This window comes from Cutibacterium sp. KBN10P07758, assembly GCF_050286205.1.
Lineage (GTDB): Bacteria > Actinomycetota > Actinomycetes > Propionibacteriales > Propionibacteriaceae > Cutibacterium > Cutibacterium acnes.
The window spans coordinates 456,982-475,543 of record NZ_JBNNQV010000001.1 but is presented as its reverse complement, the minus strand read 5'-3'; the positions used below and the strand labels follow the sequence as shown (position 1 = coordinate 475,543).

Annotated in this window: 17 protein-coding genes; 2 read left to right on the top strand and 15 right to left on the bottom strand. The window is 61.1% G+C overall.

The genetic code is table 11. From position 1 onward, the window contains the following. Positions 1-4: 4 nt before the first annotated feature. The 13 genes from nuoL to ACOYO3_RS02280 form a co-directional block, all read right to left on the bottom strand. Entirely contained in the window at positions 5-1,891 is a 1,887-nt protein-coding gene (gene nuoL / locus ACOYO3_RS02340) for an NADH-quinone oxidoreductase subunit L (protein WP_002515367.1), read from the bottom strand. Positions 1,892-1,901: 10 nt separating this feature from the next. Beyond that, the gene (gene nuoK / locus ACOYO3_RS02335; RefSeq protein ID WP_002515419.1) at positions 1,902-2,201 is read right to left on the bottom strand and encodes an NADH-quinone oxidoreductase subunit NuoK; all 300 of its coding nucleotides are present in this window, start codon (positions 2,199-2,201) and stop codon (positions 1,902-1,904) included. Beyond that, on the bottom strand, positions 2,198-3,052 hold the full coding sequence (locus tag ACOYO3_RS02330; RefSeq protein WP_002515420.1) for an NADH-quinone oxidoreductase subunit J: 855 nt from the start codon (positions 3,050-3,052) through the stop codon (positions 2,198-2,200). The genes nuoK and ACOYO3_RS02330 overlap by 4 nt, the downstream gene beginning before the upstream one ends. Further along, entirely contained in the window at positions 3,052-3,648 is a 597-nt protein-coding gene (gene nuoI / locus ACOYO3_RS02325; RefSeq protein ID WP_002515396.1) for an NADH-quinone oxidoreductase subunit NuoI, read from the bottom strand. The genes ACOYO3_RS02330 and nuoI overlap by 1 nt, the downstream gene beginning before the upstream one ends. Further along, positions 3,648-4,970, bottom strand: coding sequence for an NADH-quinone oxidoreductase subunit NuoH (nuoH, locus tag ACOYO3_RS02320; protein ID WP_002524503.1), 1,323 nt, complete (start codon positions 4,968-4,970; stop codon positions 3,648-3,650). The genes nuoI and nuoH overlap by 1 nt, the downstream gene beginning before the upstream one ends. Further along, positions 4,967-7,405, bottom strand: a complete 2,439-nt coding sequence (locus ACOYO3_RS02315; RefSeq protein ID WP_002515430.1) for an NADH-quinone oxidoreductase subunit G — start codon at positions 7,403-7,405, stop codon at positions 4,967-4,969. Before ACOYO3_RS02315 ends, nuoH begins: the two co-directional genes overlap by 4 nt. Beyond that, positions 7,402-8,736, bottom strand: coding sequence for an NADH-quinone oxidoreductase subunit NuoF (gene nuoF / locus ACOYO3_RS02310; protein ID WP_002515397.1), 1,335 nt, complete (start codon positions 8,734-8,736; stop codon positions 7,402-7,404). Before nuoF ends, ACOYO3_RS02315 begins: the two co-directional genes overlap by 4 nt. After that, positions 8,733-9,518, bottom strand: coding sequence for an NADH-quinone oxidoreductase subunit NuoE (gene nuoE, locus ACOYO3_RS02305; protein ID WP_002515387.1), 786 nt, complete (start codon positions 9,516-9,518; stop codon positions 8,733-8,735). The genes nuoF and nuoE overlap by 4 nt, the downstream gene beginning before the upstream one ends. Next, complete coding sequence (locus tag ACOYO3_RS02300; protein WP_002514932.1) at positions 9,515-10,816, bottom strand: NADH-quinone oxidoreductase subunit D; 1,302 nt, start codon at positions 10,814-10,816, stop codon at positions 9,515-9,517. Before ACOYO3_RS02300 ends, nuoE begins: the two co-directional genes overlap by 4 nt. Then, positions 10,816-11,640 carry an NADH-quinone oxidoreductase subunit C gene (locus tag ACOYO3_RS02295; protein WP_002518030.1) on the bottom strand — a complete coding sequence of 275 codons (825 nt, stop codon included), beginning with the start codon at positions 11,638-11,640 and terminating at the stop codon, positions 10,816-10,818. The genes ACOYO3_RS02300 and ACOYO3_RS02295 overlap by 1 nt, the downstream gene beginning before the upstream one ends. Then, positions 11,637-12,194 (bottom strand): NuoB/complex I 20 kDa subunit family protein, encoded by a 558-nt coding sequence (locus tag ACOYO3_RS02290; RefSeq protein ID WP_002515395.1) that lies wholly within the window; start codon positions 12,192-12,194, stop codon positions 11,637-11,639. Before ACOYO3_RS02290 ends, ACOYO3_RS02295 begins: the two co-directional genes overlap by 4 nt. 93 nt (positions 12,195-12,287) lie before the next feature. After that, a complete protein-coding gene (locus ACOYO3_RS02285; protein ID WP_002519591.1) occupies positions 12,288-12,671 on the bottom strand; it encodes an NADH-quinone oxidoreductase subunit A in 384 nt (127 codons plus the stop codon). Positions 12,672-12,767: 96 nt separating this feature from the next. Further along, positions 12,768-14,045, bottom strand: coding sequence for a geranylgeranyl reductase family protein (locus ACOYO3_RS02280; protein WP_002519590.1), 1,278 nt, complete (start codon positions 14,043-14,045; stop codon positions 12,768-12,770). 215 nt (positions 14,046-14,260) lie between these two features. Between ACOYO3_RS02280 and ACOYO3_RS02275 the strand changes: the two genes are divergently transcribed. Both ACOYO3_RS02275 and ACOYO3_RS02270 read left to right on the top strand, forming a co-directional pair. Continuing rightward, positions 14,261-14,746, top strand: a complete 486-nt coding sequence (locus tag ACOYO3_RS02275; protein WP_002524502.1) for a hypothetical protein — start codon at positions 14,261-14,263, stop codon at positions 14,744-14,746. A gap of 199 nt (positions 14,747-14,945) precedes the next feature. Beyond that, positions 14,946-16,109: an isochorismate synthase gene (locus ACOYO3_RS02270; RefSeq protein WP_002520105.1), complete on the top strand. Its 1,164-nt coding sequence runs from the start codon at positions 14,946-14,948 to the stop codon at positions 16,107-16,109. A 65-nt stretch (positions 16,110-16,174) separates the two neighbouring features. Here ACOYO3_RS02270 and ACOYO3_RS02265 read toward each other — a convergent pair whose 3' ends face one another. Together ACOYO3_RS02265 and ACOYO3_RS02260 are read right to left on the bottom strand one after the other, a co-directional pair. Next, positions 16,175-17,911, bottom strand: a complete 1,737-nt coding sequence (locus tag ACOYO3_RS02265) for a DUF6297 family protein (protein WP_002524500.1) — start codon at positions 17,909-17,911, stop codon at positions 16,175-16,177. Next, complete coding sequence (locus tag ACOYO3_RS02260) at positions 17,908-18,561, bottom strand: ABC transporter ATP-binding protein (protein WP_002524499.1); 654 nt, start codon at positions 18,559-18,561, stop codon at positions 17,908-17,910. Before ACOYO3_RS02260 ends, ACOYO3_RS02265 begins: the two co-directional genes overlap by 4 nt. Between the last annotated feature and the right edge of the window lies 1 nt (position 18,562).

Genomic DNA, 18,562 nt, shown 5'->3' with positions numbered 1-18,562 from the left:
GCGCTCAGGCCATCCGGCCCAGGACGACGACGAGTCCGACGACCACCACGCCGACGACCATCATGAGGCCGTAACTGCGCACGTAGCCGTTTTGGACTTTGCGGATGATCTGGGAACAAGCCGTGGTGACGGAGCCAGCGCCGTTAACCAGACCGTCGACCACCGACCGATCGAAGCCCGCGACACCGCCGGCCAGCCAACGCCCCGGCTTCACCACGACAACATCGTTGATGTCGTCGCCGTAGATGTCGTGACGACCAGCGACAAGCAGCGGATCGTGAGTCTCGGGCTCCTCGTTCGGCACATTGTGACGGTTGAGCAACCAGCCTGCCACGATGCCGAGGATCACCACGACGAGGGTGACAACCCCAATCACGCCCATATGCCACATACCGACGTGCTCAACCTCAGCGCCCGTAGCTGGAGCCAACCAGTCGCCGATCCAGTTGTTCATAAAAGCACCGGCGAAGATCGACAAAATAGCCAACACGATGAGAGGGATCGTCATGACTGCCGGAGACTCGTGCGGGTGGACGTCCGCGCGCCAACGCTTAGTCCCCAAGAAGGTCAGCATCATGAGGCGAGTCATGTAGTAGGCGGTGATTCCAGCGCCGATAAGGGCCAGCACCCCGAAGACCGCGCCCTTATCGAAGGCGGCCTCGATGATGTGGTCTTTGGAGAAGTAGCCGGAGGTACCAGGGATACCGATAATGGCGAGGTAGCCGCACGCGAAGGTCCAGAAGGTCATAGGCATCACCTTGGACAGCGCACCAAAGTGGTACATGTCCGTGTCGTCACCGGTACCGTGCATCACCGAGCCGGCCCCAAGGAACATGTTCGCCTTAAAGAAACCGTGGGTGAGCAGGTGGAAAATCGCCAGAGCCGCACCAGCCGGTCCCAAACCTGCAGCCAGCATCATGTAGCCGATCTGGCTCATCGTCGATCCGGCGAGGACCTTCTTGATGTCCTTCTTCGCCGAACCGATCCAGGCGCCGAACAACAAGGTAACGGTGCCGATGATCGCCACTGCCAACGAGGCTGCACCCGTGTGGGCATAGATCTCGTGAGAACGTACCACCAGGTAAACACCAGCGGTAACCATCGTCGCAGCGTGGATCAGGGCTGAGACCGGCGTCGGGCCCTCCATGGCGTCAAGCAGCCAGGCTTGCAACGGCACCTGAGCGGACTTACCACAAGCAGCCAGCAGCAGCATGAAGCCGAGCAACGTGGCCCAGGTTGACGTCAGCCCCGACGCTTTAGCTGAAACATCGGAGAAGCGCACGCTGCCGAACTGGGCGAGCATCGTAAAGATCGCCATCGTCAAACCGAGGTCGCCGATGCGGTTCATGATGAAAGCCTTATTACCGGCGCGGGCAGCAGCGGGACGACCAAACCAGAACCCGATAAGCAGGTAGGAGGCCAGACCGACACCCTCCCAGCCGACAAACAGGATGAGGTAGTTATCGGCCAACACCAACGTCAGCATCGCGGCAATGAAGAGGTTGAGATAGGCGAAGAACCGACGACGATCGGTGTCATGGGCCATATACCCGATCGCGTAGATGTGGATCAGCGAGCCCACGAAGGTGATGAGCAGCACAAACAGGATCGAGAGCTGGTCAATAAGCAGCCCCACTCGCAGATCCCACGCCCCGACGTCGATAAATCGGTAGACCCCCACGTCGACGGCACGAGACGCGCCGCCACGTCCGAGCAGGTCGATAAACAGGACCAACCCGATAACAAAGGCGACGATTGGGGCCACAGTGGCCAACACATGTCCCCACGCGTCGCTGCGGCGTCCCAACACCAATAGCAGCGCGGCAACCACCAGTGGCACCGCAATCATGAACCAGGCCACGTTGAACAAGCCGGTTTCCAAGACAGTCACGGTACCTCCCTCAGAACTTCAGCAGGTTGGTGTCGTCCACCGAAGTGGTGCGACGGGAACGGAAAATGGTGACGATGATCGCCAAACCGACGACCACCTCAGCAGCTGCCACAATCATCACGAAGAAAGCTCCGACCTGTCCGTCGAGAGAGCCGTGTACGTGAGCGAAAGTCACCAGCGCCAGGTTCGCGGCGTTGAGCATCAACTCCACCGACATAAAAGCCACCAAGGCATTACGCCTCGTCAGGAAGCCCACGATGCCGATAGCGAACAAGATCGCCGAGAGCACCAGGTAGTCATTCGGATTCATTCGAGTTCTCCTTGGACCTCGTGGCGGGCGGCACTGATTGACGCAAACGCCCGATGCGTCGGAGCCTTCAACTCACCGGCGTCGATAATGGCACCGCGGGTCGCCAAGGTTCCCGAGATCGAGTCCTGAGCCACCGTGCCGTCAGGCAGCAGAGCCGGAGCACCAATCTGATTCGTGCGGGCGTAGACACCGGAGTTGGGACGAACACCGGGGTGAGAGCCATGCTCGGCGTAGGCAGCCATACGGTCTGTCACCCGTTCACGCTGGGACTTCTTCTTGTCGGCCTCGCCATGAGCCAACACCATCGTGCCGACGGCAGCAGTGATGAGCAAGGCCGAAGTAGCCTCAAAGACGATGACATACTTGGTAAACACCAGCTCGGCAAGCGACTTGACGTTATTCCCACCAGCTGTGTTGGCCTGCCCCAGGCCCACCGGATGGTCAGTGCCGATAACACCGGTCGTCACTGCATTACCGACAGCCAGGATCAGCAGCACCACAAAGGCCAAGGCGGCGATCATGGCGGCCACCTTGTGACCCTTGAGGGTCTCTTTGAGGGAGTCGGTGGAGTCGACGCCGACAAGCATGACGACAAAGAGGAAGAGCATCAGGATGGCGCCGGTGTAGACGATGATCTGCACCACGAAAAGGAAAGGCGCTTCCTGGCTGGCGTACTGCACGGCCAGACAAATCATGACTACGGCCAGCGACAACGCCGAGTGGACAGGCTTCTTGGCAAAAACCATCACCAAGGCCGCAAGCACCATGATCGGTGCCAACAGCCAGAAGGCCCACTGGGATGCCGTCACCATAGGTACGAGACCGGCGAGCAGGGGGAGTCCCGTAGTCATCAGGCGGCCTCCTCATCCTTGTGTTGGGTGTCGTTGTCATCGTCCCGGTGCGCAGTGGCACCACTATTGGCCGGACCGGTCCGTACGTCGTCCTGCCCAGAGGGAGGAAGACCGTTGAAGTAGTCATCTTCGTCATCACCGAGACGGCGCGGGTGTGGCGGCTGCTCCATGCCCTCCTTGAGGGGAGCCAGCAACTCGTCCTTCGTCCAAATGTGCTTGGCACGCGAGGTGTCGGCCATCTTGAAATCGTTCGTCATCGTCAGGGCACGAGTTGGGCATGCCTCGATGCACATTCCGCACAAAATGCAGCGCAGATAGTTGATCTCGTACACGCGACCGTAACGCTCACCGGGCGAGTAACGCTCCTCGTCAGTGTTATCTGCCCCCTCGACGTAGATGGCATCGGCCGGGCACGCCCATGCACACAGCTCACAACCCACACACTTTTCCAACCCGTCAGGCCAGCGGTTGAGCTGGTGACGGCCATGCATGCGCGGCGGCATCGGCTTTTCCTTGCCCTTCTCCGGGTATCCCTGGGTGAAGGACTTGCGGAACATCGTCTCGAAGGTGATCCCGAATCCGGACCAGGCTCCCATCACAGACCTCCGTTCTCGTCGTGGTCTCGTCGAGCCACCGTGGTGGCCGTTGCAGCCCCAGCCAATGGGGCCTGCACCTGATGTGGCAATGGCGGTACCGGATAGCCACCGGCGAAAGCGTCGAAGGGTTCGTCAGGAGCCTCATCGGCCGTGGAATCAGTCTTACCACCCATGAACGCCCACACGATGAGAGCGACGAGGATGACGCCGACGACCACCAAAAAGACCGGGTTTCGACCCCATCCTTGATTGATGACGGTGCGCCAGGCAGCAATCATCAGGACCCACCCCAGCGACACCGGGATGAGAACCTTCCAACCCAGATCCATGAAGTGGTCATAGCGGAACCTCGGGATCGCGGCACGCACCCACACGAAGAAGAAGATGACGAGCTGGGTCTTGAGGAAGAACCACAACAGACCCCACCAGCCCGAATCGATGACGCCGAAGTAGTTCAGCGGCCACGGAGCGCGGTAGCCGCCCAAGAACAACGTGGTACAGACCGCCGACAGGGTCGCCATGTTGATGTACTCCGCCAGGAAGTACATGCCATAGGGGAAGCCTGAATACTCAGTGATGTAACCGCTGACGAGCTCCGATTCGCACTCCGGTAGGTCGAAGGGCAGACGGTTCGACTCACCAAACATCGTGATGACGTAGATGACGAAGCTCGGGATCAACAGCAACCAGTAATGCCCGGCGATATGGGTATTGAACCCGCCAACGACCAGGTGATTTGCCTGGGACTCGACGATCTGCGACGTCGACATCGAGCCAGAGAAGATGAACACCGTCACCAGAGACAGGCCCATCGCGACCTCGTAGGAGATCATCTGAGCACTGGAGCGCAGCGAGCCAAGCAAGGAGTACGTACCCGCCGACGACCAGCCGGCCAACACCACGCCGTAGATGCCGATGGACGCCACCGCAAGGATAAACAGCACGGCAACCGGCACGTCAGTAATCTGGAGCCTGGTGGTGTGACCGAACATCGACACTTGACCACCAAGAGGGATGACGGACCAGGACGCGAAGCAGGCTATGCCCGCTATGACCGGCGCCAGGTTGAAGACGATCTTATCGGCACCCTTCGGGGTGAGCATCTCCTTGAAGATGAGCTTCAGGCCGTCACCAACAGCCTGAAACACGCCACCAGCCCACGCCGAGTTCATGATCGGGCCGATGCGGTTCTGCATCTTGGCCAACACACGGCGCTCGAACCACACGTTGAAGATGGTCCAGGCCAGCAGGATCACGAAGAGGATGACGACCTTGACGATGATGAGCCACACCGGGTCGATGGTGGCCTCGAGGGGACTCATGCCACACCTGCCTCTCGGGAAGTTTCGGTTTCAACGGCGCTCAGCGAGACAACGGTTCCGGGAGCGTCGGGGACGGTGGTGCGGCTCTGAGGGGCAGTCGAGTCACCACGCAGCGACGGGATCCACACTGCCTCAGCCGTCATCGTCGTGTCGATCTTGACCGGAACTCGCAGACTGATAGGCCCACAGACATCAATAAGCTGCCCATTGGTCACACCAAGTTGCTCGGCCGTCAGCGGGTCGATGACGGCAACCGGCGCAGGTGCGGTAGCGACCAGTGCGTCGGCACCGGTCAGGCTTGCCGAGCCCTCCAGCAGCTGACGCCAGGTCTCCAGCACTCGGCCAACCGAACCGGCCTCAACCATGGGCGCCTGCGGTACGAGCGGGGAGGTCGACTCCATCTTGGGGTGACCGCCCGACCACTGCCCCAGGTCTCGCCACGCTTTGTGAGCCTGGGCGACCGTCGCTAGACCGGAGACCGACCCCATCTGGGAACTCAGCGCGTCAAGGACGCGGATCTCGTTCATAGGGGTCGCGGGCTGCTTGTTGACCACCCTGACACGGCCAGGGCGATGCTCCCAGTCAAGGAAAGTACCGGAGGTTTCCTCCAGCAGGCAGACCGGCAAGACAACGTCGGCTCGAGCTGAGACCTCAGAGAACCGCTGTTCGACAGACACGACGAACCCGCAATTCTCGACGGCCTCGCGAGCTCCGGTCGGGTCAGGCATATCAGCCAGCTCGACGCCAGAAACGACCAGCGCGTCGAGCTTTCCGGCCTGAGCGGCAGCCAGCATTCCGGCGGTGTCAAGGCCAGGCTGGGTCGGCAAGTTGGTGACTCCCCACGCGGCCGCGATATCGACGCGCGCCTTGGCGTCATCGACGAGACGTCCACCTGGCAGTAACTGAGGCAGCAGGCCAGCCTCGATGGCACCCATCTCGCCAGCTCGACGCGGCACCCAAGCCACCCGAACCGTCGAGTCAAGATCGTTGATGGCCGACAGGGTGCCGGGCCGGGTAGCGGCCCTCTCCCCCACCAACACGATGGTGCCCTCCCCAATGGTCCCATCGGCGACCAACTGGGCAAGAGCTTCAGGCTCCTGACCGGGCAGACAGCGAGCCAGCTCGGCACCTATCTTCGCCGAACCATTGGATAGGTGAGTTCCGACTACGGTGATCGTCGCCTTGTGACGACGCCACGCCTTCCGCAGACGCAGGAAGATCATCGGACACTCGTCCTCAGGCTCCAAGTCCACCAGGACTACCCGCGAAGCCGTCTCAAGGTCGGCGTAGGTGACCGATTCCTCGAGGCTGTGCCCGGCGACCCTGGCAGCCAGATAGGCGGCCTCCTCAGCTGAGTGTGGACGGGATCGGAAGTCGACGTTGTTGGTGCCGAGCACGACTCGAGCAAATCGCGACCAGGATAGACACGTCTCCACCGGGAGGCGCCCGCCGGTAAGGACACCGACGCTGGTACCGGCTTTCGTCAATCCAGCGGCGGCCGTCTGCAAGGCCTCAGCCCATGACGCCGGTTCCAGTACGCCGTTGTGACGCACCAGCGGAGTCGTTACCCGGTCGTCACCACGGCCGTAGCGGAAAGCGAAGCGACCCTTATCGCAGTTCCACTCCTCGTTGACGTCTGGCAGGTTGCCGGCGTTGCGGCGCTTGACCTCGTAATGACGGTGGTCGGTGCGCAGCTGGCAACCGGCCGCGCAGTGCTCACAGGTCGTCACCGTCGAGACGAGATCGAAAGGACGGGAACGGAAGCGGTACTCGGCGCTGGTAAGAGCTCCTACCGGGCAGATCTGGATGACGTTACCGGAGAAGTAGGAGTTGAAGTCGTCACCCTGATAAGCACCAATCTGGGAGACGGCACCGCGCTCCTGCAGGTTGATGAAAGGATCTCCGGCGATCTGGTCAGCGAACCGGGTACAACGCTGACACAGCACGCAGCGCTCGCGGTCTAGCAGCACTTGGGCCGAGATATTGATCGGCTTGGGATAGGTGCGCTTGACCCCGTCATAGCGAGACTCACCACGTCCGTTAGCCATCGCCTGGTTCTGCAGGGGGCACTCGCCGCCCTTGTCGCAGATCGGGCAATCCAGCGGGTGGTTAATGAGGAGGAACTCCAGCATGCCCTTCTGGGCTTTGCGAGCCATCTCGGAGCTGACCTGAGTCTTGACGACCATCCCCTCAGCGACCGGCATGGTGCAGGAGGGCTGTGGCTTGGGGAACCCACGACCGTTACCAGCGTCGGGGATCTCGACAAGGCACTCTCGGCAGGCACCGGCCGGGTCAAGCAGCGGATGATCACAGAACCGTGGGATAGCGGTGCCGATGGATTCGGCAGCGCGAATAATGAGGGTCCCCTTGGGTACGCTCACCTGCTGACCGTCGATGGTGCACGTCACGAGTTCGACGGGCTTGTTTTCGCTCATGCTCCGGCCCCCTCCAGGACTCGGCGATCGGCGTCGTTGAAGATCGAGCTGCGCTCATAGGGCAGATACTGCCAAGCGGGAATCCCCCGACATCCAGCTTCGAACTCGTCACGGAAGTGGCCAATAGCCCCGCGCAAACAGCCCACGGCACCGTCGGCCAAAGCGCAGAAAGAACGGCCACCGATATTGTCGGCAATGTCCATCAACTTGTCGACGTCACCCTCTTGGCCCTCACCAGCCTCGATGCGACGCAACATCTGGACAACCCACCAGGTGCCCTCACGGCACGGGGTGCATTTACCGCAGGATTCGTGCTTGTAAAACTCCAACCACCGCAACGTGACGCGAACCACCGAGGTCGTCTCGTCGAAGCACTGCAGAGCTTTCGTGCCGAGCATCGTCTTGGCCCCAGCCATCCCCTCGTAGTCGAGCGGGAGGTCGATGTCGTCCTTGGTCAGGATCGGGGTCGAGGAACCACCGGGGGTGAAGAACTTCAGTTCATGTCCCTGTCGCATGCCACCGGAGATGTCGAGGAGCTGACGCAGCGTAGTGCCCATCGGGGCCTCATACTGCCCAGGGTGAGCCAAGTGCCCAGACAAAGAGTAGATGGTGAAACCATCGGACTTCTCGGTGCCCATGGACTTGAACCATTCCTTGCCGTTGCGCAGGATCGACGGCACCGTCGAGATGGACTCGACGTTGTTAATGACCGTCGGACTGGCGTACAGGCCGGCAACGGCCGGGAAAGGCGGGCGCAGACGAGGCTGACCACGACGCCCCTCCAAGGAATCCAGCAGAGCCGTCTCCTCGCCACAGATGTAGGCGCCTGCGCCGGCATGGACGACAACGTCAAGGTCGTACCCGGAACCGAGGATGTTTTTGCCAATGTAACCAGCCGAGTAGGCCTCCCGCACGGCCTGCTGCACGCGTCGGACGACGTGCAGCACCTCACCGCGGATGTAGATGAAGGCCATCTTGGCCTTGATGGCGTAGGAGGCAATGATGACGCCCTCGACGAGGGTGTGCGGGGAGGCCATCATGAGCGGCATGTCCTTGCACGTGCCCGGCTCAGACTCGTCGCCGTTGACAACGAGGTAGGTCGGGTTGGGATTGTCCTTAGGCACGAAGGACCACTTCATGCCGGTGGGGAACCCGGCGCCACCACGGCCACGCAGGTTAGCGTCCTTAACCAGCGAGACAACGTCGTCAGGCGGCATCGTCAAAGCCTTACGAAGGCCGGTGTATCCGCCCTGTCGCTCGTAGTTAAGCAGCTTCCAACTGCGCTCTTCATCCCAATTGGCCGACAGAACCGGGGTCAGTGGATCGGTCACTTCTTCTCCTCTTCCACGGGCTCAGCGGGAGCGGGCAGGTTATTCGGATCTGGAGCCTTCCAGCCGCTCTGCTTAGCTAGCCGGACACCCTGCAGAGATGCCTCACCGGCGCTAGGGCCCTCGTCAGCCCGACCATCGGGGAAGCCAGCGAGCACTCGCTCAGCCTCACGCCAGCTAGTGATCTTCGCACCGCGGGTGGAATGAACCTCTTCGTCGCGAGCCAAGGAATCCAAGATTTCCTCAGCGCGGATCGGAGTCATGTTATCCATGTATTCCCAGTTGACCATCATGATCGGCGCGAAATCGCAGGCAGCATTACACTCCACCCGCTCAAGAGAGAACTTGCCGTCGGGGGTTGTCTGCCCCTCTTTAATGCCAAGCTTCTTCTCGACACGGGCAAGCACCTCCTCGCCACCCATGACGGCGCACAGCGCCGTGGTGCAGACACCGATGTGATGCTGGCCCGCAGGGTGCTTCTTATACATGGTGTAGAAGGTCGCCACCCCGGATACCTGGGCGGTGGTAATGCCGAGCACTTCAGCCGCAGTCTCAATGCCGACCGGCGAGATGCGTCCGTCCACCGACTGAACCAGGTGCAGGATCGGCAGCAACGCCGAACGGGAGTCGGGGTAACGCGAGGCGATCTGATGCATCTCCTCGATGGTGTGCTCGTCGATATTGGTAGAACGGTCGGTCTGATCGACTCCGCCGGTCCCCGAGAAGTCCGAGTGGAAAGACTCGACGTAGGGGTATCCCAGGTTGACGGGTTCGCGATCGCTCATCGGTCGACTCCTCCCATGACGGGGTCCAAGGATGCCAGAGACGGCACCACGTCAGAAAGCATTCCGCCCTCACACATGGCGGGCAGGGACTGCACGTTGACGAATCCGGGATCGCGCAGGTGGGAGCGGTAAGGCCGGACGCCACCGTCAGAAACAAGGTGGCAGCCGAGCTCGCCGCCGGCTCCCTCAATGGCCTGGTACACCTGGCCAGCAGGCACCCGGAAGCCCTCGGTGACAATCTTGAAGTGATGGATGAGAGCTTCCATCGACTCGCCCATGATATGGCGAATGTGCTCATTAGAATTGCCCTGACCGTCGGGGCCCAAAGCTAGCTCAGCCGGCCATGCGATGTGCGGGTCCTCGACCATATGACGGTCACCCTGGGTGTCCTCGAGGCGTTTGAGGCATTGCTTGAGAATGCGCACCGACTGGTCCATCTCTTCCAGGCGGATGCGGAAACGCCCGTAACAGTCACAGGTATCCCAGGTGGCGACGTCGAAGTCATACGTGTCGTAATCGCAATAGGGCTGGGTCTTGCGCAGGTCCCACGGCAGGCCGGTAGCGCGCAGAGCAGGACCAGTAACTCCCAGGGCCATACAGGTAGACAGATCAGCGTAACCAATGCCCTGAGTGCGGGCCTTAAAGATCGGATTCTCATTGCAGAACTGACCGATCTCGGGGAGGTACTTTTCCATCCGCTTGATGAGGTCACGCAACTGGTCGAGCCCGGTCTCGGGCAGGTCGGTAGCGACGCCGCCAGGACGAATCCACGCGTTGTTCATGCGCAGACCAGTGACGGCCTGGTTGAACTCCAGAATGATCTCGCGTTCCCTCAGGCCAACCTCAGCCACCGAGGAAGCACCAAGCTCCAGACCGCCAGTACCCACCGCAATGAGGTGGGATGAAATGCGGTTCAACTCGGTAATCATGACCCGAAGTACGCGAGCACGCTCGGGGACATCGTCGGTAATACCGAGCAGTTTCTCGACCGCCAGGCAATACACCAACTCGTTGAAGAAGTTCGCAACATAGTTGCACCGGGTCATGAAGGTGACGCCCTGAGTCCAGGTGCGAAATTCCATGTTCTTTTCGATACCGGTGTGGAGGAATCCAATCCCGACTCGCAGGTCTGACACTGACTCGCCATCAAGCTCAATGATGAGCCTCATGACACCGTGAGTGGACGGGTGGGAAGGCCCGAAATTCACGACGACGGTCTCGTCGCCTCGCTCGGCAGCCTCATCAACGATCTGGGCCCAGTCGCCGCCCTGGGACAAGTACTCGTGATTCTCGCTCATCAGTTGTAGCTCCTGCGCTGGTCCGGCGGTGGCACGACGGCACCCTTGTACTCGATCGGGATACCGCCAAGCGGGTAGTCCTTGCGCTGCGGATGGCCGACCCAATCGTCGGGCATGAGGATGCGAGTCAAGGCCGGGTGGCCATCAAAAATGACCCCAAACATGTCCCAGGCCTCGCGTTCCTGCCAGTCGGCGTGCGGGTAAACCGACACGACGCTGGGAACGTGTGGCAGGGAATCGACGTCGCTGCGCCCGGTACGAGCAACGTCCTCCTGACCGGGATCGGCCAGCGCCACCTCAAGGCGAATGCGACGGTTATGGGTCATTGACAACAAGTTGTAGACAACGTGCATTTCGCGTCCTGCCATGTGCGGGTAATGCACGCAGGTCAGCGATGTACAGCTTTCGAACCGCAGGGCGTCATCGTCTCGAAGAACCTTGACGAGTTCGAGGAGCTTCTCAGGACGGACGAAGAAGGTGATCTCCCCACGATCAACCACAGTCAGGCCGTCAGAAAAGTCGGGGACGAGCTCCGCCATGCGATCCGCAACCTCGTCGAACCAGCCGCCATAGAGGCGCTCAGAGTTGCCAGAGATTTCGACGGTGCGAACGATGCCGCCGTAACCAGACGTGTCTCCGGGGCCGGAGGTCGCTCCCCACATACCCTTTCGGGTATCGATGCGACGATCGGTCCACTCACGGCCCTTCGCGGGGGTGTGGACCTGGTCGGGATGGCTGGGATCAAGGAAGTTGCGGCCATCGGGGATGCGATCCCCGGAGTCCGAGCCGCCTGCGGCGCCGCGCGGGGTCGGCTTGTCACTCATCGCATGAGCCCCTTCTGCTCGAGAGTGGTCTTGGCGTCGAGGGCCTTCTTCTCCTTGGCTGCCTCGACCTCGGACATGTGGCCCATGAGTGGCCAATGCTGGATCTGCTCACGGATCTTGAAGACGGCGTCAATGAGCATGTCCGGGCTGGGCGGGCAGCCTGGCAGGTAGACATCCACCGGGACGATATGGTCGCATCCCTGGACGACCGCATAGTTATTAAAGATGCCGCCAGAGGATGCGCAAGCCCCCATCGAGATAACCCACTTGGGTTCGGGCATTTGGTCGTAAAGCTGACGGACCACCGGGGCCATCTTCTGGCTTACCCGGCCCGAAACGATCATGAGGTCGGCCTGACGGGGAGAGGCCCGGAACACCTCGTGGCCCCAGCGCGCAGCGTCGGCACGCGGGCCACCGTAGGAAATCATCTCGATGGCGCAGCACGCCAGCCCCATCGTCAGCGGCCAGAAGGAGGTCTTGCGGAGCCATCCGACGATGGCCTCCATCGAGGTCATCACGATGCCAGCTGGGACGTCGGCGTCGTACTCAGCCATCTCGCGCATCCTTTCTTTCTAAGACGTTGAGTGACGTGGCTCGCAGGCCACTCAACATATTGCTGAGCGCGACCCCCAGGCCGCGCGGGAAGATCAAGTCCAATCCAAGCCGCCACGACGGCGGATGTAGAGGTAGGGGATGAAGACCATCGCCACGAACAGCACCATCTCCACCAACGCGAAGACGCCGAGGTGGTTAAAGTCAACCGCCCACGGGTAGAGGAACATGATGTCGATGTCGAACACGATGTAGAGCATTGCCACGACGAAGAACTTGACTGGGAACTTTCCGCCTCCTGCCGGTTGTGGCGTCGGCTCAATACCGCACTCATAGATCTCGTGTTTGGCACGATTGGGTCGCTTTACCGCAAGAAGGACGTTGACTGTGATCGTCGCCAGCACGAAGACCGCGCCGAGGATGACCATCCCCACAAGGGGAGCATATCCGTTCATCTCACCACCTTTAGTCACCACCATTCGTTCAGACCATACGACTCTGATCTGACACCCTGGTACTTTGGGTTACCTAACTTCAGGCTTGGCGGCACGAAAATGCTGCCGCAGGCCACGAACTCACAACGACGGGACAATCCTCGTCAGGGTGTTGATAATACGGTCATCAAGATCTCCACTCCTAGCATCAGTGAGGTTTGCCAGCAGCTTGTTCACAAATTTCATGAGTCGACGACGAGGAAGCCCGTACGTCGTGCACATCTTCATGACACGTGGATCGCCGATGAGCCGCACGAAGATCGTCCCCAGCCGGTAGTAACCACCGAAGTGGCGTTGCAGAGCGCGCGGATATCCCTGGAGTGCCTTCTCAGCAGCCGGAGTTCGGTGACCACGGTAATGAGCCTCAGCGATAGCATCAGCCGCCATCTCACCGGCCTCCATGGCGTAGTCGATGCCCTCACCATTAAATGGGTTGACCATGCCACCGGCATCACCCACGAGTAGTAAACCGTCGCGATAGTGGGGTTGACGATTGAAAGCCATCGGCAGGGCGGCACCGCGGATCGGCCCCTCCCGGTGTTCTTCGTCGAGGGTCCATTCAGCAGGCAGATGAGACAGCCAACGTTTCATAAGGGAGCGGTAATCAGTGCGACCAAACGCGGCAGAGGAATCAAGCATTCCCAAACCGATATTGACCGTTCCATCCCCCTCAGGGAAGGCCCAGCCATAACCCGGCAAAAGGTCAGATTTTTGCGGGGCACCGTCCCACAGCTCTAGCCAACTCTCCAAATTACGCGAGTCAGACAGCGCAGAGCGGTAATAGGCGCGTACCGCCACGCCCATCGGACGATCGTCGCGCTTATGCAGTCCCATCGCTAAGCCGAGGCGCGAAGAGTTGCCATCAGCCGCTACGACAACGGGGGCGGAATACTCGGTGCCATCGGAGGTCCGGACGCCGCAAATGCGGCCACTAGGATCGAGGATCGGATCAGTGACATTGGCACCCTCAACGAGAGTGACTCCCTGCGACTCGGCGTGGCGGGCCAGACGCTCGTCAAGAACCGTGCGTCGGCACACCATGCCGAAATTGGGGTAGTCGGCCAACTCGGGCCAGGGAAGAACGAAGGGGGCGATACGTCCACCGTGGATCCGCAGCCCCTCCGTGTGTTTCCAGCCAGCCTCTTCGGAGACGTCGATACCCAGCCGGATGAGCTGCTTGACGGCGCGCGGAGTCAGGCCATCACCGCAAACCTTGTCGCGGGGGAACGTCACCTTCTCCAGCAGGGTGACATGCAGCCCCCTGCGGGCAAGGTGCGCAGCGGTCGCTGAGCCACCAGGCCCAGCACCGACGACGACGACGTCGGACTCCATCTGGCTCGTCACGTGGACCCTCCTCATTAACGCACACCGACGATCTGCACGGGCGAGTCTAGGGGTTATCGGCTACATGCGCGTCGCCGCATCAGGTTCACGAAACCGAAAGGCAGACCCACCCCCTACCGGGCATACCGTTGCCGCCGACACTTCGATGACACTATGCAGTGCTATACTTCAGCTGAAAGTCTATATGATTTTCGTCAATTCCCATACGTACGACATATCGGGAGATCGTCATGTTCGTCCAAATCGCTGCCAGCCTGGCAGCCGCATCGTCCATTGCACTCGGCATACCAGGAGCTGCCACACCCATCGATGAGAGCCAACTTCCAGTCGGTCCTCAGGTCTCGGTGACCGACTTCGCACAGCACACTGGACCGTTCGCTGCATCTAGCCCTCTCACCATCACGGTCAAGCCGGGCGCACCATGCGTGCGAGCCGATGGTTATCAGGAATCCATGGTGACCCGCGTTCTCGACGACAAGGGTCACCAGGTGTGGACCGGAACGTTCGACGAGTCGAAGCTCATCGGCGGTACTGGCCTCGGCACCGCGACATTCCACGTTGGGTCTCCCGCCGCGGCGTTCAACTTTCACGGCAGCGAGCGCACCACCTACCGGACTCTCAGCTACTGTGCCTACCCGCACTACGTCAACGGCACCCGGGAGCGTCTGTCCCAGGTGAGCGTCAAGACATTCATGGTGGATCCCGCCCTCAACTGAGTCAACGCGCGTGGGCAGCGCCAACGGGGACGACCTCGTTTGGCATGGTTTGTCGTCCCCGTTGGCGCTCATAGCGATGAGACGGTGCTGCCCATGTGGACATCTCGGTTATCCTGCCACCGTGATCGTTGACCCAGGTTCAGCCCGCCTATGTGCCCGCACCGTCTCGATCTCGGACCCAGGTCCGCTCGAAAATTACATGACGCCGAACGACTCGGTGTGCTTTTTGCACCGCAACTACGGAATGGTTGGGCTAGGTGAGGTCACGCGATTCGAGACTGATTCCCCGGCCGCCGCCGATGTCTGGTGGGAGGCATTGTGCGATGATCTCGAGCACGAAACTGAGATGCCTGGTGCTGAGGCCACTGGACCAGTCGCCTTCGGATCCTTCACGTTTGACCCAGACCGGTCATCGTCACGGTCTGTCATGATCCTTCCCAAAACGATCATTGGACGCTGGCCCGGTTATTCGTGGCTCACCCAACTCTCCTGGGACAGCATCACCGACGATTCTCCCCATCAGCAAAGCGTGCCCCGGCCCCCCGGGGCCGTGACGGTACGTGACGGTGTCGTCAGCGAGCGAAGTTGGCGCCAAGTGGCGCGACTTGTCCAGGACATCATGAGCCCCGGAGAACTCGATCAGATTGTCCTCATGCGTGACGTCGAGGCCAAAGCTGCCTCCTCTATCGACCCGCGATGGATCGTCGAGACTCTGCGTCGCCAATTCCCCAACGCATATACCTATCTCGTCGAGGGATCCGTCGGCACCACGTCGAAACTCACCGTCGGGGTGAGCAAGTCCTTAATCACATCCCGGGTACTGACGCACTCCCCCGCCACCGACGCCAATCACCAGACCCTGCTCACTGCGCTTCAAGGCAAAGGGCCTCTGGCGGCCTATCATGACGAGATCGTTGGGCGAACCTGCGCACGTCTCGAACAATTCTGCGACACGGTCCACGTTCCCGACTGCCCGGGATGTGTCTACAACGATGCCTCAACCTACCTCGTTACCGACGTCACTGGTATCAACTCCCCCGATCAAGGATCCTGTCTGGCCCTCGTGCAGGCGCTGTGCCCGCCAGCTTTTGTCACCGGACTGCCACCACATTGCGCCCTGTCCGTGCTGGCTGAGGTTGAGCACGTCGACCGTGGCCGCGTCTCCGGCCCAACTGGCTGGGTCGATTCCTTGGGCAATGGCCAGTGGGTCACCGACTGCCGTGGCGGTCAGATCGACGCAACCGACCCTTCACTCGTCCATATCTTCTCCGGCCACCCCGTCGGCCATGACGACGACGCGGACGTCTTGTCGGCCGAGGCAGAGCACCGCATCGATGTGCTGCGGGACCTCTTCTTGACGTAAGTTGAGGCCTCACCATATGAAAGCGGTGGGACGCGTCGATAGCTGACGTCGATCCTGCCGGACGATTACCGCCGCTTACGCTCGATGACCTTCTTCTCAGCCTTGCCGCCCCGAGTGTCCTGACGGGCCTCGGCCAGTTGACGCTGCGACTCCTCGCGCATCTCAGCCAGGTCCTGCTGGTTCATACCGCCCATCCGCAGGAATCCAAATACCACCACGGCAATGAACACCGATACCCATGGCGACCACCCCAACACTAACGGGATGGTGATAAGAGCAACCATGTCGAGCCCGCGAATAAGGTTAAACATCAACCCGGGAGGCATTGCGCCAGCCTGAGTTGCGACCATCGGCGAGGAGTAATCAGCTGGTTTTGCACTGACCCACCGAATCGCACCAGCAAGGCCACCAGCAGCCGTCACCAAGCCGTACATGACGGCCTGCTCCCACGGCCTTGATACCGCCGAACCGACGCCGTGGAAGGCTGGGATAACGGCAATCGCCCACAACGCTGCTACCACGGCAGGCACCACCGAGGCCGCCGAAATGACCTGGCTGGTAGTGAAAGGTAGACAGCGCACCAGCCCCTTGCTACGAGTGAGCACTCGCAGACTGGTGAAGAAAGGCACCAAAGCCGCGACAAGCACCAGGGCCGACACAGGGACCGTCAGGGCACCGAATCCCAGAGCGGAGACGGCATAGGGAACCACGGCCGTCACGATGAGGGTGAGCAGCGGCTTTGGGGACCGCATGACACGCTGCACGTCGCGCCACACCAGGGCTCTCAAACCCTCGCCTCGTCCACGGGTGGGGCGCACCTGGCCGCGTTCGATGGCTTCTCGCTCCTGAAGAATGTCGCGTATGAGGGCGAAGTCAAGAGCGAAGGCGGCCCCCTGCATACCGGAGGCCAGTGAGCCACCGGCCATGAGACGGGCGCGTCGGATTCGGTTCAGACGCAGTCGTGCTAGCACGAAGGTGACAACAAGCAGTACCGCTCCAGCTCCGGCCACCGCCCAAGCGGAAGTGAGGTTTGTGTCACTCGACATCGGCACCGCATACCACCCCGACGCCGTCGAGATAACCCCCAGCAGTACCGCCAGACCAGCCAGTCCAGCCACAGCTTCGACGGCCTTCACTGGCCAGGTACGTTCAGTGCCCTGTTCAGCGCCCGCAAAAGAGACAACTCCGGCAGCACCCAGGGCGCTCGCCAGGGTCCAGGCGACGACGGCCTTCCCAGCGGCCCCAGTAAGGGCAGCCACCAGGGCGCCCAGGACGGCACCAGCGATCACCGAAACGAGCACCGCAGCTCGTAGCCGTTTGGCGAGAAACTTGGCTCGGTCAATCGGAGCGTCCATGAGCCAGAATCCCTCAGCTGCCGAGGCAAGTACCGGCCCAAACACCCGGGCCGCGGCCAGGGCAAAGGCCAACACTCCTGACAATGCCGCCCACGCCAGCAGACCGCGAGCCGTCTGGCATCCCGTCGAGGTGCAGCCCGAGGCCTGCCCTTGGGCCTGCACGATGAGGCTGATGACCATGGCAAGGACGACGACCAACGAAAAGACGAGCACGTAGGCGTCGCCAATGGCCTGCCAGATATTGCGGGTGGTACGGCCTTTACGCCAGTCGCCCATCAGGAGGGAGAGCTGACGTTCGTCGGCCTGACCGCCGAAGAATTCGTCGGGGCGGTGAGCGATGACCAGCTCCGGGTCGGGGACGACCGCCGCCTCAGCTCTGGCATTCTGTGGTTCGGACGGGGACGCCTTGGGGCGGGGCTTGGAGTGCTTACTGTTGCGCCGACTCATCCGCGCGGGCCTCCCAATTCGACAGTTCGGGCTCCCAGGGTCTCGACAAGGGCTGGCTCGTGGCTGGCCATCACGATTGCCAGGCCGTGATTCATCTCTTCGCGCAGCCTCTTACCAAGCCATGCGACACCTTCGACGTCAAGGCGGGCCTCGGGCTCGTCCAAGACGAGGAGTTTGCGGGAGCGCACGAGGGCCGTTGCCAAGCCCAGTCGGCGCCGCTGACCGGAGGAGAGAGTGCCGGGAAGCTGGCCGGACTGTGGGACGAGCTGGACTTCCTCGAGCACCTCGTCAACGAGAGCGTCCGCGTCGACCAGCCCGTGAGCGCGGGCAAGTAAATCGAGGTGTTCTACCACCGACAGATCGGGGAAGAAGTCAAGGTCGTCAATGACCGTAGCAACGTTGCGACGAAACTCCGGATTCGTCTCGGAAACCTTTTTACCAAGCACCTCGATCGTTCCAGAGCTTGGGCGGTCGGCTCCCACCAGCATTCTCAACACCGTTGACTTACCGGCTCCGTTGCGGCCAGTAAGAGCGACGGCTTCCCCCTCATGAACGGTGAGGGAGAGGTGATCAATAATGATTCGGTCACCATAAGACTTCGAGATGTCCTTAGCGATGAGGACAGTAGAGCGGGATGCCATGCTGGCCATT